Below are 14,992 nucleotides of genomic sequence, written 5' to 3'. Positions count from 1 at the left end.
CCGCCTAGTTCGCTACCGCACCAACGATGAGCTGGTGGTTGCCGTAGCCGGCGTTGTGACGTGCACGTGTACCCCAGGTGAAGATGTCCTTGTCGAACGCGCGGTCGCTGTTCAAGTCGGTCTTCGCCACGAGCGTGATGGCGGTGCGGATCTGCATGACGAACGGAAGGAGGCCTTCGTTCAGGTCAGCGAGAGCCCACATCTTGTCCGTGACGCTGAGGTACGGCAGTTTCACGATCTGGTAGCGCTGGTAGTACGGGTTCGCTGCACCACCGGCAAGAGTCGGTACGTTCACGAGGGCGTTCGCCGCTGCGTAGTTGTACGGACCAACGATCAGGTGTGTACCGCCATAGCCGAGTGGGTCGCCCTTGTCGTCTGTCTGTCTGGCGAAGAGCAGTTCAGCGGCGTCAGTGTTCGCGCCGGTCAGGTCCTTCGCTGTGCCGAGGTAGTTCGAGCCGGTGCTGACACCGTTCACTACGTGAGTCGTGTCGATGAAGTTGTTGCCGTCGAAGATCGGTGTGCTGAACCCAGCTTTGAACGCTGCGGTGATCAGCTTGGTGTACGCCTGCGCAGCCTTGGTAGACAGTGCGTTGACGGCCAGCATGATCTGGTTGGGCTGGTCGTCTTCGAGTGCGTCGCGGTCGACGTCGAGGGTCGATTCGAACTTCTTGTTCGTGATCTCGTAGTTGAAGACGCTTAGTGAGCCAGGGATGCGCTCAGACTTGAACTCGCGAAGACTTGGAACGGCTCCGAGCCATGCGTATTTCTCGCTGATGTTCTTGCTGTTGACGGGCATCGCGATCTGTTTCCACAGGTCCGCGTTTGGAGCACTGTCAAAGCGTTTCTGCCATGAGATGTTGATGTTCGTGTTGAGTCCTTGTAGAAACTCCTTGGTGATAACTGTCATCTAGTGGATTCCTTCCCTAGACCATAGATTTTTACGCGCACTTCAGTTGCTGATACGAACTGAACCACTCGGCCCACGACAACGTCGTTGGTTGTAGTCGCAGCTAGGGCAACGAGGTTGTCGTCCACGCTGTGTACGAGCTGGCCCACCCAGGCCTGAGTAGCGCCAGTACAGTTCATTGAGAACACGCCCTCTTTCCAGACACGAACGTACTTGTCGACGTCCTGCGTACCTGCGCTGTCCTTGGTCTCCATCGCGACGCCGGCAAACACTTCTGCTGCCGTGTCGGATGCTTTTTTTTGCGAAGCCTGCCGCGTTGTAGTTCACGTTGCTTCCGGCGAAGACTTTCGTAGACGCAGCCAGAGGAACATTAACGAGGATGCCTTCTTGCCTTTGGTCTGGACGTGATGCTGTTAAGTTAGCCATGTACTTGATCCTTCCTATTTACCAGCCGCTGCGGCTGCTTCTTTTTTCTTGTACTCAGCGATCTCTTCCGGCGTGTTGCCGAAGTCGCTGCCGAGGCTCTTGTCCTCGTCGGTCAGTTCGACCGCGACTGGCTCGCCGCCGTCACCCTTCTCCGCAGATGCGATGAGCGTGTTGGTAGGGAGCGCCTCGAGGAACGCTGTGAGGCTCGTGCGCTGTGCGTCGCTCGACGCCATCAGGATGCTGACGGCGCTGTCGAGTTGGTCGCTCTTGATCGCCCCGCGCTCGATGTGTGCTGTGACGGACGCTGTGAGGCGTGTCTTCAGCAGTTCTTGCTGTGCCTCGCGGCCAGCCTTCGCGTCGGCCTGTAGCTGTTGGATCTGTGACGCTGTGAGCCCATGAGCGCTCGCCTGAACGTTCTTGGCCTCCTCAGCTGCCTTGCGGTCAGCCTCAGCCTTCGCGTCTGCGTCAGCTTTCTCCTGAGCCTCGCGAGCGGTCTTCTCTTCTTCGGTTTCTGCATCGACGAGTCCGAACGTTGTGCGCTCGTCGTCGGTGAGTTCTGTCTTGTGCTCAGCGAGGAATGCTTTCTCCTCGTCGGTCAACTCGTCTGCCTTCTTGGCACGTAGTGTGGCTAGGTCCATAGATTCTCCTTCGTTGTGTTTATCGCTGCCGCCAGCGTCGCGAGACGCCATGACGGGTTTCAGCTTCTTGAATAATGGGATGTTGGTGAGCGCCGCGCCGGTGAAGACGTTATCGACGAACTCACCCTCGACCTCAGGGTTCTCCCACGGAAAGTCCCGCGGGTTCCACTCAGGCGAGATGTACGCGTACTCCTCTTCCTTGAGAGAGCGAGCGCCCTCCCGCGTCCACTTGACGCTCCCCCACAGCTCGGTGCCGTCGTTCTCGAGGAACAGGCCAGTGATCCACACTGCGGCTTTGCCGCCCATGTCGTGGCCGTAGTTCAGCGGTGCGCGGTTCTTGTTCTCCGCGACGAGGCCAACGCCGGCCTCGAAGTTCGTGACCATGTCGGCAAGATCGTCGCTCGTCATCTCGAATGCACCGTGCCACGGCGTGTGCCAGTGGCCGGCGCTCATCAGGTGGATGCTGGACGGTCCATTGCCATCGGCATCTGCCGAGATCTTGATTAGTCGTTGTACCGCTTTTGCCATATGCCCTCAATATGAAGACACGTCTCATTTCTGTCAACGCTAATTCGGGTAGTTGATGATGCGGCCGCAGCGACATCGGGTGTGGCCTGGTGGCATCGAGACCTCGGCGCCGTTGCCGAGCGTGAACAGCGCCCCCAGTGGCTTCGTCACGCCGTTTAGAGGTCGGCAGAGCTGGCAGGCGCCCAGGAGCGCGTCCCACGTGCTGCTCTCGGCACCCGACGAGACGGCGAAGTCCTCGATGCCGCGCTGGTACGCGCTGACGCTCTCGGTCTGCGCGATCATCTCGGCGCGGATCGGGTTGCTCACCCGCAGTCGGATGCGCGCCACCATGGCGTCCAGGTCCTCGCCCTGCGCGATACTCGTGCGGATCGACTGCTGGATGTAGCGACGGGTGGTCTTAGTGACGCCCGACACGAGGCCGGCGGTGTACTTGTCGGCGGCCCTCTGGATCGACTCGCTGAGCGTGGTGAAGCCCAGCGGCCTGAGGTATATCTCCTCCCCTGCGTTGGCGCCCATCACAGCCAGCTCGACGAGGTGGTCCCGGACGGCAGCCGTCAGGAGCGCGATCTCGATCTTCCAGACGTCGTCGCTCTCAGGAGGTACGGCGTCGGCCTGGATGGACCGTAGCTCTACCTCGAACAGGTTCACGATCTGAGGGATGCGCTCGGACAGCCCGAGCAGGTACCCGTTCACATCAGCCTGCAGCGCGGCCTCCTCGCGGATCAGCCGCTTGAACGTGGCCAGCGACGCCTTATAGCTTGCCTCCCACTGCTCGCCTTCGCGGATCGCGGCGGTGAGGTGGGCGTGGGCGCTAAGCAGCCTTGCTTGTCGGCTCATAGAGCGCAGCCTCAACGCTCGCTCGGAGCGCCTTCAGTTCCTTGGCGGTGGCCTTCACCTCGACGTCCTCGGCTGGAACGGCTGGCACAACGGCGACCGGTTCCTTCTTCTCGTACAGCTCCTCGAGCTCTTCCTGCTCGACCTCGGCCCAACCGAGCGACTTGCGCACGCTGTTCTCGTCCTCAGCCCGTGGGTGAAGTGCACCAGCGGTGACGTACTTCGTGACAGCCTCGCTGATGAGGGATAAGTTCTCGTCCCCGGTCTTGCCGGCGCGCATCGTCGGGTAGTCCCGTCCGGTGAAGTTCAGGTCGACCAGCGTGTGGATGACAGCCTGGAGCGCGTCTCGCACGCTGTAGGCGACGTTCTGCGTACCCATGTCGAAGAGCCGGCTGTGGTCCTCCGAAGCTCCCTTGGTCCCGCTCGATCCAGCGGCGCCGATCTCCAGGAACTGAGCCAGGACGTTCTTCATGATCTGGCGGTCGTGGTGGTTGATGCTCGGCTCGACGTCCTTGAGGGTCGCGGCCTTCATGTCCATGAACTGGACGATGTAGCCGTCCGGGTGCTCGATGTAGGACGACTCGTTGGCACGGAGGTTGCGGGCTGCACGCCGGAGCTTGTCCTTGTCGGCCTTGGTCGCGCCGGTCGGCGTGGTGATCTCGACGACACCGAGGCTCTGACGCTCATGGCCGATCGCGTCGATCTTGTAGAGCTTGTCCTTGATGTAGTGCTTGTACGCGGCACGGAGCAGTGAGCGGCCGACGTAGTTGTCACCCTCCTGCTTGTGGGTGATTCGCATGAGCTTCTGCTGCGCGATCGAGAAACGGTTTTTGTTGGTCACCTGGGTGACGCCGGGCTGCTCGTCCTCGGTCAGCCAGCGCTGGATTGTCGTCTGCTTGCGGTAGGCGAGCTTGGTCAACGCGATGCGGGTGGCCCCGTTGACGACACGCGGCTCGAACACCATCTCGAAGACGACGAAGCCGAAGTCGAGGTAGGTCAGCGCCTCGTCGAGGAACTTGCTCCAGTCGACTATGTTGAACAGGCACTCCTTGACGAAGTCGCGGACGTCGATGTCAGCCTGGTCGTCGCTGGCTGGGTCGATGTCCCACTCAGTGCTGATGACCGGGTACTTGACGACGTCGAGGGCGGCAGAGACAGTGGCGTCGCTGCGGCGCATCTCGTCGTAGACCGCGAGGGCTCGCTCGCCCTGGAGCTTCCAGTTGTAGTCCTCGCCAATGATCTGGCCCGAAGCAATAGAAGTGCCGGATTCTCCGACTTCCTTCAGTAGTTCTTTACGCTTCAGTATTCCCATCTGCTTTTGAATGTACGCTAAAAGCTCTCGTCCATCAATCCTGCGAATTCGCCATCCTCGTCATCGTCATCCGGATCATCGACTGGATCCACGATGCGTGAGTAATACGCAAGGATCAATGCGTCTGCCTTGTCCGGCGATCGATAGCCGCGCTTCTTGTAGTCGGCCTTGCTCTCGACACCCCGCCGGCCCTTGGTGTCCATCTTCCACTGGCGCGAAGACAGCTCCATGAGGAGGTCAGCGTCCATGTCGAGCGAGATCGTCTCGGTGATCGACGCTAGGTAGAACCACGCTTCCGAGATGAGGTTCGGGTAGTGGTCGACGTCCCGAGCGCTCGCACCGAAGTTGATCGGCAGCACCAGGTAGCCGCGCAGCATCATCTCGTCGGTGACTCCCCCACCCACGCCCGTGTCGTCGATCTTGATGAGGATCGTCTTGTCGTGATCCACGAACGCTTCGAGCTTGTCACAGACCTCCGTGGTCCGGAGCTTGGTGTACTCCTTCGACTCGACGAGCCTGAGGCCCTTCCGCTTCGTGAAGACGGTTCGGTCGTTGCCCATGCGCGCGATGTCGGCTCCAACCTCGACCGCACCCTCGTCCGAGACCGTGCGCTCCATGGCGGTGATGATGGCCGTGCGCCCGATGATCGCGTTGTCCGCCTGGTCCATCGGCTGCCCGAGCCAGACATGCGCGAAGGTCGATGGGTTCGCCCTGTCGGCCTCCAGTTCCAGCTTCAGGGAGTCGGGCAGTAGACCGGCCCGCTCGAGGACGTCGTAGTTGACCTGCCGGCAGTACGTCTTTGCTGGCTGGTTCATCACGTATCGCACGTACACGGCGTCGAGCTCGTTCAGTCTGTTGAACGTGAAGATGAGCTGGCTGCCCGGCTTCCGGATGGTCGGAGCGAGCACCTTCAGGCTGGCCTCGCTGATGCTCTGAGCCTCCTCGACCCATGCGATGTCGATCCCCTCCATCGACTTGATCTCGTTCACGTTGTGTCGCAGCCCGCTGAAGATGAACTCCGTGCCGGTGAGCTTGTTGCGGATCGTCTTGTCGGTCACCTCGTAGTCGGTGAAGCCGTAGCGATCGATGATGTCCTTGAGGAGCTTGTGCACGGAGTCCTTCACCGTGTTCTGGATCTCGCGGGTGCAGAGGATGCGCAACTTCGACTGCCGGCCCCGCAGGATGAGCGCCAGGGCGACGTGCTGCGACTTGCCCGAACCGCGGCCACCGTAGAAGACGATGTTGCGCCAGGACGGGTTGAACAGCTCGCGGAACTCAGCGAGGAACTTGATGTGGACGGCCGGGTTGCCGTCCACTTATGCGTCTCGTGACGTCAGGATTCCTGCGTCGTGGATGAAACGCCGTGTTTTCGCGCACCTCCTCGTCACTCGGAGGCCTTCGCTATCTCACCAGACGGGTCGATGAACTCGACGAGCGCCTTCACGGGACCGCCGTCCTCGCCAGTCAGCTCGATCTTCGTGCCATAGCCGTACTTCGCGAGCCAGTCCGCCGCCTTGAGGTCACCGGTAGCTGCACGGATGATCGCCGCCTTGATGATGGCGATGGCCGGCGCGCCCTTGAATTCGGTGAAGCCAGTCTTCGCGTCGGGCAGCCAGGCCTCGAACTCTTCGTCGTTGAGCATCTGCTGGATGCGCTGGCTGAGGCTGATCGAACCCTTTGGACGCCCGGCAGGGTTGCCTGAGACACCAGGCTTGAACTGGGTGGCCGCGCCTACGGAAGGATCGACCCCTGACTTGAGGAGCTTCTTCGGCATTTCTCTTGCCTGTTGGTCGCCTGATTGGACGGGGTCCGCCATATGGCTCTAGTTATGACACAACGAGGGCCGCTTGTGAATAGCTAGCCGCACACCTCGGGGCTCGTTTGGTACGCGACCGGATTGCTCTCACCGACACTGCCCGTCGTTCCGCAGAGCTTAGGATGCAGGTCTGAGTCGAAAGCCAACACGGCATAACCAAGCGGTGCGTTCAACGAAGCGAGCACAGAATCCGCGGACTCCTCGGGAACGTCCTCAAATTTTGCGACGGTACCATCCGTCAGAGCCAGAGTCTGGAACTCATCCACTACTAGGTCACCGGTGGACATGACGTACTGACCCTGGCTGATGAAGCAGCGAGTGTCGTTAGTAAACGTCCAATTCAAGTTGCGCTGAAGCGCGGTTGAGCATGCCGGAGAATCAATCGGGTAAGCAGACGTCAGAACGACCGCGACTCGCATCGGGTTGGTTCGCCCCGTAGTCGTATTCTCCACCTGCACATAATCACCGGCGCCACGGCTCAATGACGTGTAGCCAGGCGCCGAAGTGGTTATGTCCGACCTCCACGTCGCCCCGACGTAATCGACCATGAAGTCAGCCGTATACCCCGCTGGGTTCGCGATCGGCTCGTTGATGGAGTACTGCTGCGGGATGGCGTTCGTGCTGCTGGGGGTTGGGGTGGCAGAAGGCGTCAACATGTCAAGGATCGCAGGGCGCTCGGTCGAGACGTACTGCGAGGCCACGTCTTCTTCGGTAGGAGCGGGCGCATCGCCTGATGAGCATCCGGCCAGCAGGATCAGCGCGGTCCCAGCCGCGAGCGCGGTTCCGTACGTGCGTCGCATCGCGGCGTCCTCTCGGGTTTGCTCGGAACCTAGCGGACGAAGCGACCAGAGCGCAACTGTTGAAACACCGCGTCTGTCGGCGCGCGCAACTGGCTTGCCTTAGTCTTTCGCGGGCTCAAGTACCGCCAGGAGCGCATCTAAATCAGAATTTGGCTTGGTAGGAATGACAGCGGCAAAACCACGAGGAAAGCGCTCCTTTGCCTCACCTTCGCTCACGTACTTGCCGCTGCTGATGCTCTTGAACCAGATCTGGCCAGAATTGTCCTGAAAGCGAACAATGAATGGTGCGTCCGCCGCGAGTTTGTCGTACGTCCAGGAAATGTCGAATCCTTTACCCGCTGCAAGTCCGCGAGGTGCCTCCCTAGAGATTTTCACCCCCGTCTTCTTGCTCCTTTTTGCTCCGAAGGGGACGTTCGAAATGCTATACCTATCGGGCGTAGCGAGAAACGAACCGTACGGGATCGGAGACGTATTACCGTTGAACACATGCGCGGTTACGATGATCTGCGTCACGGCACCTCTGCCGCCTTCAGATCTAGTCTCGCGGCGGAGAATCCACACGCTCACGTTATCCGCGAATGATCGCTGCCTTAGCCGATGATCTCTGACTAGCGCCCCCGCAGCAATCCCAAACGCCGCAACCGTGCCGATTCCCGCCATCCAATCGGCTACCGAGCCCCAGTTGAACCATTGAATGTTCTGCAGGGTTCCTCGCCACCATAAGTCCCATAGGGCTGCCATCGACCAGAGAGTGAGGAACGAAGCCAAGCTCAGGGCCCGCTGAAGCCGTCGGATCGAACGGAAGAGCCACCACATCGTCACAGCGCGAGCCTAGCGACCGCCCTCCACCACGTAGTCCACCAGCACCTTCGCCTTGCAGCGCCTGCACCCGCGCACGACGAACCACGCCGTGCCCGTGAAGCCGACGTTCTCGGCCGTCACGGTCTGCTTGAACGTCTCCCACGTGTGAGCGCAGGACGACGGCTTGATGCGAGCAGCGCGCCGAGCGTCGGCCGCGAGCTTGATGCGCACGTGAAGGGCGGAGCGGAGGGTGTCGAGGTGGTCGGTCACGCGAGGAGGTCCGGGTTCTCATGGATGTTACCGATGCCCTCGAAGGACGCACACGTCTTCCCGTCGAGGTACGGATTGGAGTACCCGCCGTGGCTGATGTCGCGGAAGCCGTCGTCCTTCTGATGTAGCGCAACACAATCGGTCTGATAGCGACCATCGCGGAACGACACTGACCAACGAGCGTAGTCGTAGACAGCGTTGTACGCGCCGAGCAAGATGTCGCCCTCGTATATCTCTGCGCCGTTCTTGTCTTGGAGGCCGGTGAACTGCATGACCGAGTCATGGCGACCATAGTGCTCGATGTCATCCACACCAGCGCCGGCCGGAACGCCGAATCCCCAAAGGTATCCGCCCACTGGTCGTTGAACACCGCAGTTGAACAGCATCCTTCGTTCCTTTGGCTGCCAGACCCTGAACTTAGTCTCGCGGCTCATCGCTCGTGCCTGCGATCGAACCAGACGGCGATGCCAGTGACGATGAAGATGAGGGCGAAGATGACTCCGACGACGATGTAGCTCTGTGATGTGACCATGGAGGTATTCCTTGTTTAGTTGTGATTTCACTATGCGCCGACGGTCTCAAATAGTCAATACTATTCTTGCGTTATAGGAACTGCTCATACTTGCCACTGGTATAGACCGACCACGGCGTGAACGATTCGCGCGCCTCGTAGATGCGCCACGCATTCGCCACGTTGGTTGCCGGGTCCAGCAGCGCGTCGCAATCCGGTCGCCCGGCCAGCACGCGGACCTGCATGAGCCCGCAGCTCATCCCCTCGCGCCGGCCGCTCCCCTGGTACGTGAGGCTCAGGTCGCCAACCGCGCTCGGGTCGCAGCCGCTCTCGGCTCGCATGACCGCGAGGGCGACATCGGCGTCCCAGGCGTACTGCTCGACGAGAGGTCGGTACGGCTCACAGCCGTTCGGTGCTAGTGATGCCTCTACGACCTGCGGAGGCGTCGCCTGTGGCTCGATGAGCTCAACGGGCGGTTCGAGTGCCGTCTTGGTGTCGGGCGCGGTAGAGACGGCTTCTACTGGCGTTGCTCTAAAGACGCGGAGGCCACGGCTTGGTTGACCTGCGCCATGTTCTCGCTGCGGAGCATCCAGCCGGTGATGATGCCAGCGACGCCGGTGGCGAAGATCGTGACGAGGAACCATGGGAGGACTCGTGAGGCCAGGATGCGCTGGAACCAGTTCGGTTGCTTTGATGGAATGAACTTGTCTTCGTGTTGCGTGTTGCTCATATTGGTAGTTCCTGTTTAGTTATGCTTACTTGACTGTGACGAACGTGATCTTGGTCGGCGTTCGATAGTCTGTTATTGCTATTAGGTCAGTCATGTTTGTGTTCCTGTTTATTTGACTGCCTTAAGTTAAGCACGAACGTTATGAATAGTCAATACTATTCTGTCCTAAAAGTCGACGCCCATTGCCTCGAAAAGCTTATCAGCCCCGTCGGAATAGCAGGCACCGATCACATATTCCTTCTTTGACTCAATACAGATGTCATAGAACGCTTGAACAAGCGCTTCATCCGTGGGCTCTGCGAGACCGAGCGCTTCAGGATAAGCCCTTGCTGCGTTGACCCAGTAGATCGGTGAGTAGCAGATGGCTACCGTAGATATAAGTTCCTCGGTGTTCCCGGCATCACTGCCGACGACGGCCGCGGCAAGCATCGCATCACCGCAGCTATTGTCAATAGGCGCTTCACCGTAGATGATCGCTGGCTCCTTAGTCTCGGTCACGGCAGTACTTCTCGGTGACGCCTCAGACTCAGGCACCCCGACTGAGCAACCCGAAAGAGTCAGAGCAAACACGCAGCAAGCAACAAAAGGGAAAGTTCCGAACTCACGGTTAGCCACGGATAATACCCTTCTCGAGCGCCTGAGCGCAGACCTTCAACGTTCGAACTGCTGGCGCGGAATCTGAGGGCTCGCAAAGCGCGACCACTGCCCAAGTGAGGAACTCGTCATCCATAGCCTCTTCGTTTACACCGTAGGCCTCAGAATTCGAACGAGCTGACGTGGCCCAATCGTCGAGAGACTCGCACGCGAAGGCAGTTCCGACCAAGGCGCTGTCGGCATCAGCCGACCCATAAACCTTGTCGGTCACGTTGTAGAAAGCGAGATCACACTCCGGGGTGGACTGCGACGGCTGGAACGCATAGGGATCCACGCTCAGATTCGACGACGCAGTTGGCGGCGTGTATGGCTCGTCCAACTGACTGGGCCCCGAGTAGGTCGTCTCCGTAGACCCCTGATCGTCCGCAGCGCACCCGGTCAACGCTGCGCTGACGAGGGACAGAATCAGCACCGTGTATGCGCTCGCACTCAGCTTCACGGCTTGAATCTAGCGCTCACACTCTCCGCACGGCGTTCGCCCACACCCACGCATCGAGCTTCGTCCCGTCCGACATGCTCCACTCCACGTGCACGGCCCGGTCGTTCCGCTCGACGGCGAAGGCGTCCGTGATGACGGGCTGCTCCTTGAAGCGCACCCACGCTTGTACAGGCACCGCCGGCCCCCGCTGCACGGGGTGGTTGGCAACGTCGAGCTCCTCGCTGGTGAGGGACACCGGTACGGGACGTACTGCGGCCTCCGCCACGCGCTGCTGCGTCAGGCGGTCGTAGTGGTCCTCGTAGCGTCGGTTCGATCCCATAGCGTCAGACCGTAGTCGAACGTATGTTCGAGCGCGAGGAGACGCGGCGTGACCTACGGTGGTCGCATGACAACGGTGGAGACGATCAAGGCAGTTGCGTCCTTCCTGTCACTCCCGCTCTTCACCGCGGCCGTCATCGCCCTCGTCCCCTTCGCGATCCCAACAATTCGATGGAATCGACGACTGAAGAACGACCTTGCGCTGCTGAAGGATCTTCCGGACGGCGAGCAGAGGACCAGATTTGAGCGTCGGGTCGACTTTCAGGCGAAGCGTCTAAACGATTACCACGAGCTAATCCCAGTGCACGAGAAGATCTTCACCTGGCTGGCTGTCCCTCTCTTTGTAGCTCTCGCCACGGTTCTTCTTCTGAAATGGACGGACTTCCAATACTTTTCGATCGCAGAGAACCTCCTGACCGCCGTGGGTTTCCTCATCGCTTTTGCAGCTACCCTCGGTGCGTTCACCGGACGCACCTCTCACCTGATGAATGGCGACGCTTATCGCGCGTACGTGGACAGCGAAGTACGTGGGATGCGAAGGCAAACGGCGAGAAGGACCGCACGAAGGCGCCTGAGGCGAATCAAGCGCGTGGAAAAAGCAAGCAAAGCAAATAGGCCCCCTGTCGAGCGCGAAACAGGCTCGGGGAGTTAGTACTGAAGCATTCCCTGAGTGGGGTGCAGTCGGTCGGTTCATCAGGGATAGCTTGAGTAGCAACTCCCCCGCTTAGGTTCCCGAAGATATTTTCGGGAACCTTGACACGAAACCGGATTGTGAAGGTACGCAGGTTGTTTCTCTTTGATCCCATCAGTACAAAGCAGGCTTTACGATAGCCGAAAACGTTGAGCTGTTTTACCGTGCCATTTTACGTCTGCACGGAAGCCAACAGTCAGGGACTCCCAAGACTACAAAAGAACCGCCCTTGGTAGGACGGTTAGCTCTCAGTTCACGTTCTATTATGAAGGAACGCGTTTAGATTGCAACCCCCTACAGGCTAAACTTAGGACGAAGCAATCTTGAACTGAGAGCTTCGTGTTCCTTACTCTGAATCACCGCGCCGACTAAGTCAAGATCGCTATGGTCATTCCGCCTCACTTACGCCATAATGCGCTACATGAAGGCGGGCGAAAACATGAAAGGCGCGATCAAGTGGTACACAGTGCCACCGAGTGTGCCGCGTCCGCAGAGCGCCATAGATGCCGAGCGTGCCGAAGGGTTGAAGCGAAAGCGATACCAGTCGCAGTTACACGCGAAGAACTGGGGCTTCAGACGGACTCACGGAAGTAAGAGCCCCTCACACTCACCCGATGAGGCTGAACCAGAAGACGCTAGAGGCGACAGCAAAACCTGAGACCGCCACGTACGCCTCAACAATCTTGCTCCGACGACCGTGTCGCTGATCAACTCGCCTAGTGGCCGGACCGGATGGCGTTCGCTTGAGTGGCGACAAATCCAAGATATCACCGGTCTTCGGGTTGACGATCATACTTCCACTTTTATGGGAATTAGGTTTCCCCAAGGGTCGACACGAGACGCACCCCAGACCAGGGCTCGATCGGCCCACGCCGCGTTCGCCGACCGTTTAGCCGCGTCGGTGCTAAACATGCTGAAAGGTCTTGGCTCGACCGACTCTGAATAGAAGTAACGCACTACGCCGGTTCTTGTACTCGCTTTGTGGTTGTGTTGCATAAGATTAGTCCCTGTTTAGTTATACTCTGATTATGCGCTCACCCCGAGAAATAGTCAATACTATTAAAGCCACTTAGCCGAAGATCAAAGGTGCGAAAGCGTGCGTCGTTGAGACGAGGAACATCTCCGACTCCCCCGCGCCGAACTGCTTGATCCAGTACCGCAGCTTCGCCGCTCGCTCCTCTTCCGGTGCGATAAACAGCACGTATGGCACGAACGACTCAGCAGCCTCCAGCGCCGCCATGTAGCCCGCGAGCTTCTCGTTGATCTGAGCCTGGCGCTCGGTTCCCATGTCGATCTCCACCCAGAACGACAGGTTGCGGCGCTTCATGATGTCCGCGATGTCGATGAAGAGGTCCGGGCGCACGACGACGTTGCCGACCTTCCGGTGACTGTCGGGCTCCGTCTCGAAGTTGTCGATCCGTAGCCGGCCCCTCTGCTGATACTCCAGGAGGGCCGCGTAGGCGTCTGCAATCGCCATCGTGTGCAGCTTGACCGCCCTGAAAGGCCAGTAAGCACCCTCACGCCCGCACAGCGCCCACCCCTGCCGCCCTGCTGGTAGACGTACTGGCCGCTCCCCGCTCCCGTGCCGCCGATCATGCGGCGCTCCAGGCGTGCCAGGAACTTCGTCTCGACGAGCCGGTTGAGCGCCCGGTACATGGGCGTGTCAGACGAACCAGGAAGTGCATCGTTCGTATGTGTCCTGCCGCAAGCTGGCCGAAACGTCCAACTGACAGGACGATTTGGCGGTCGCGGTCGAGGAGAATCATGGAAGTGACTATGAGACACGACAGTACGCCTGTCAACAAGGCGCGGATCCCTGCCAGGACGCAGATCCTACGTGAGCCGAAGCGCACATCTCCGCCACGGCCATCCCCACACCTCGGGAAGCGACTCTAAAGCGACTCCTTTGAACTGTGGATAACCCCATACCATTCCGTCTAGTATAAGTATTGACTATTCGGAACATAAGCGCATAATGAGACACAGGAAGAACGCGGGACATCAAGTGAGTCCGACAGCCGATCATCCGTGTACATCAACATTTGAGCGTAGTAGTGCTGGTAGTAATAGTGTTGCTACCTCTACGGCAGAAGACGTTTCGTCAAGTGGTAAGAGAGTAGAGCCTCTGCCTACATGAACTTGCTACCGGCACCATAAGCTCAACACATCAAACAAGGGGGACATCATTAGGAAACGACTACATGGAAGAAGGCACCTGGAAAATCGACCGCGCTAGCTACGGCAGCGGAGCAACAAAAGTCAAAGCAACAGATCAATGGGATCCACTCATGCGAGCGGCACTCAAGAAGCTAGGACAGCGAGAGACAGAACGAACCGGACAGAAGATCTCGGTCGTCACACTGCTCGCCAACCTCAGCGTCCGGAACGGCTCATTCGCGATCGAGAAGAGGAAGGAGCTGCGACAGATACTAATACAACTGAAGAAGGAGAATACTCATGGCAGAAGGGACCAACGAAGGTAATCAGCTAGCCGCAGCGCTCGTCGCATTTCGCGGCGATATGCCTGTGGTCAAGCGCACATCCTCCGGTCAAGCAGGGAGCCGCAAGTACAAGTACGCGGACCTTGCCACCGTAGAGGCCACGGCACAGCCACACCTGAAAAAGAACAAGCTCTCAGTCACGCAACCAATCGACGAGGCCGACAACGGCTCGACCTACCTCAAGACGATCATCCGCCACGAGTCAGGTGAGCGTGAGGAGACTCGCATCCCCGTTCCAATCGAAGGGGTCTCCCCTCAAGACGTCGGGTCCGTTATCACCTACTACCGTCGCTATGCGTTCAGCGCCGCCCTCGGCATCGCTGTCGAAGGCGAGGACGATGACGGAGACGCGGGCAAGGAGGCGAAGCTACCCACCACCCGGACCCCGTCAATGACGAAGGCCGCCAGCGAGAAACAGATCGGTCTCATCGAGACGCTGGCGAAACGCAAGGGCAAGGACCAAGAGTGGGTGGCGAACACCCTCGAGAAGGTCAAGAGCAGCGCTGACGCCTCAGCGATCATCGACAAGCTTGGTGAGCTAGAGGACGCGCAGTGAGCCGTTTAGATGACGCATCGCCGTCAGGACCATACGGCCTCTACAAGGTAGAGCTACAGGTTGAAGGCAACTGGGTCAGTATGGCCCTGCTGTCGCGGCAAAGCATCGAAGCCATCGCCGACCAGATTGACGCGCGGTCCGATTCAGACGTAGAGGACGCGCAGTGATGCAGGTCTTCGGGTACTTCAGCGACCGTGAGCGGGAGATGCACTCTGAGGGGGAGATCCTGGAGCGCGCGGCACAGACGGTGGGCACCTGCC

The 14,992-nt window shown here is 59.4% G+C and carries 18 protein-coding genes; 2 read left to right on the top strand and 16 right to left on the bottom strand.

Going from position 1 to position 14,992, the window contains the following annotated elements; translation table 11 throughout:
* Window positions 1-4: 4 nt before the first annotated feature.
* The 15 genes from C5C50_RS04250 to C5C50_RS04190 all read right to left on the bottom strand — a co-directional run bounded on the left by C5C50_RS04250 (window position 5) and on the right by C5C50_RS04190 (window position 10,985).
* Entirely contained in the window at window positions 5-907 is a 903-nt protein-coding gene (locus C5C50_RS04250; RefSeq protein ID WP_104272916.1) for a Mu-like prophage major head subunit gpT family protein, read from the bottom strand.
* Window positions 908-1,347: 440 nt separating this feature from the next.
* Window positions 1,348-2,424 carry a phage protease gene (locus C5C50_RS04245; protein WP_181133884.1) on the bottom strand — a complete coding sequence of 359 codons (1,077 nt, stop codon included), beginning with the start codon at window positions 2,422-2,424 and terminating at the stop codon, window positions 1,348-1,350.
* A 114-nt stretch (window positions 2,425-2,538) separates the two neighbouring features.
* Entirely contained in the window at window positions 2,539-3,336 is a 798-nt protein-coding gene (locus C5C50_RS04240) for a hypothetical protein (RefSeq protein ID WP_104272914.1), read from the bottom strand.
* Window positions 3,311-4,645, bottom strand: a complete 1,335-nt coding sequence (locus C5C50_RS04235; protein WP_104272913.1) for a DUF935 family protein — start codon at window positions 4,643-4,645, stop codon at window positions 3,311-3,313. Before C5C50_RS04235 ends, C5C50_RS04240 begins: the two co-directional genes overlap by 26 nt.
* A 17-nt stretch (window positions 4,646-4,662) precedes the next feature.
* Window positions 4,663-5,961: a PBSX family phage terminase large subunit gene (locus C5C50_RS04230; RefSeq protein WP_104272912.1), complete on the bottom strand. Its 1,299-nt coding sequence runs from the start codon at window positions 5,959-5,961 to the stop codon at window positions 4,663-4,665.
* 68 nt (window positions 5,962-6,029) lie between these two features.
* Complete coding sequence (locus C5C50_RS04225; protein WP_146085855.1) at window positions 6,030-6,419, bottom strand: DUF5681 domain-containing protein; 390 nt, start codon at window positions 6,417-6,419, stop codon at window positions 6,030-6,032.
* Window positions 6,420-6,502: 83 nt separating this feature from the next.
* Entirely contained in the window at window positions 6,503-7,261 is a 759-nt protein-coding gene (locus C5C50_RS04220; RefSeq protein ID WP_146085854.1) for a hypothetical protein, read from the bottom strand.
* Between the two features lie 99 nt (window positions 7,262-7,360).
* A complete protein-coding gene (locus tag C5C50_RS16640; protein ID WP_146085853.1) occupies window positions 7,361-8,083 on the bottom strand; it encodes a hypothetical protein in 723 nt (240 codons plus the stop codon).
* A 9-nt stretch (window positions 8,084-8,092) separates the two neighbouring features.
* Window positions 8,093-8,332 (bottom strand): hypothetical protein, encoded by a 240-nt coding sequence (locus tag C5C50_RS04215; protein ID WP_104272909.1) that lies wholly within the window; start codon window positions 8,330-8,332, stop codon window positions 8,093-8,095.
* On the bottom strand, window positions 8,329-8,766 hold the full coding sequence (locus C5C50_RS04210) for a YopX family protein (protein ID WP_104272908.1): 438 nt from the start codon (window positions 8,764-8,766) through the stop codon (window positions 8,329-8,331). Before C5C50_RS04210 ends, C5C50_RS04215 begins: the two co-directional genes overlap by 4 nt.
* 169 nt (window positions 8,767-8,935) lie before the next feature.
* Window positions 8,936-9,304 carry a transglycosylase SLT domain-containing protein gene (locus C5C50_RS04205; RefSeq protein ID WP_258067645.1) on the bottom strand — a complete coding sequence of 123 codons (369 nt, stop codon included), beginning with the start codon at window positions 9,302-9,304 and terminating at the stop codon, window positions 8,936-8,938.
* A 56-nt stretch (window positions 9,305-9,360) separates the two neighbouring features.
* The gene (locus C5C50_RS04200) at window positions 9,361-9,573 is read right to left on the bottom strand and encodes a hypothetical protein (protein WP_104272906.1); all 213 of its coding nucleotides are present in this window, start codon (window positions 9,571-9,573) and stop codon (window positions 9,361-9,363) included.
* 165 nt (window positions 9,574-9,738) lie between these two features.
* Window positions 9,739-10,071, bottom strand: coding sequence for a hypothetical protein (locus C5C50_RS16635; RefSeq protein WP_146085852.1), 333 nt, complete (start codon window positions 10,069-10,071; stop codon window positions 9,739-9,741).
* A gap of 109 nt (window positions 10,072-10,180) precedes the next feature.
* Entirely contained in the window at window positions 10,181-10,666 is a 486-nt protein-coding gene (locus C5C50_RS04195) for a hypothetical protein (protein ID WP_104272905.1), read from the bottom strand.
* Window positions 10,667-10,682: 16 nt separating this feature from the next.
* On the bottom strand, window positions 10,683-10,985 hold the full coding sequence (locus C5C50_RS04190; RefSeq protein WP_104272904.1) for a hypothetical protein: 303 nt from the start codon (window positions 10,983-10,985) through the stop codon (window positions 10,683-10,685).
* A gap of 66 nt (window positions 10,986-11,051) precedes the next feature.
* Here C5C50_RS04190 and C5C50_RS16630 point away from each other — a divergent pair, with 66 nt between their 5' ends.
* A complete protein-coding gene (locus tag C5C50_RS16630) occupies window positions 11,052-11,636 on the top strand; it encodes a hypothetical protein (RefSeq protein WP_146085851.1) in 585 nt (194 codons plus the stop codon).
* Between the two features lie 1,108 nt (window positions 11,637-12,744).
* Here C5C50_RS16630 and C5C50_RS04185 read toward each other — a convergent pair.
* Window positions 12,745-13,152 carry a replication-relaxation family protein gene (locus tag C5C50_RS04185; RefSeq protein WP_104272903.1) on the bottom strand — a complete coding sequence of 136 codons (408 nt, stop codon included), beginning with the start codon at window positions 13,150-13,152 and terminating at the stop codon, window positions 12,745-12,747.
* A gap of 980 nt (window positions 13,153-14,132) precedes the next feature.
* Here C5C50_RS04185 and C5C50_RS04180 point away from each other — a divergent pair.
* Window positions 14,133-14,732, top strand: coding sequence for an ERF family protein (locus C5C50_RS04180; protein WP_104272902.1), 600 nt, complete (start codon window positions 14,133-14,135; stop codon window positions 14,730-14,732).
* The last annotated feature ends 260 nt before the right edge of the window (window positions 14,733-14,992 follow it).

Origin of the sequence: Rathayibacter sp. AY1D9 (assembly GCF_002932395.1) — a bacterium.
Classification (GTDB): Bacteria; Actinomycetota; Actinomycetes; order Actinomycetales; family Microbacteriaceae; genus Rathayibacter.
Note: the sequence above shows the minus strand (reverse complement) of the source record. Positions and strands in the feature narration are given on the sequence as shown.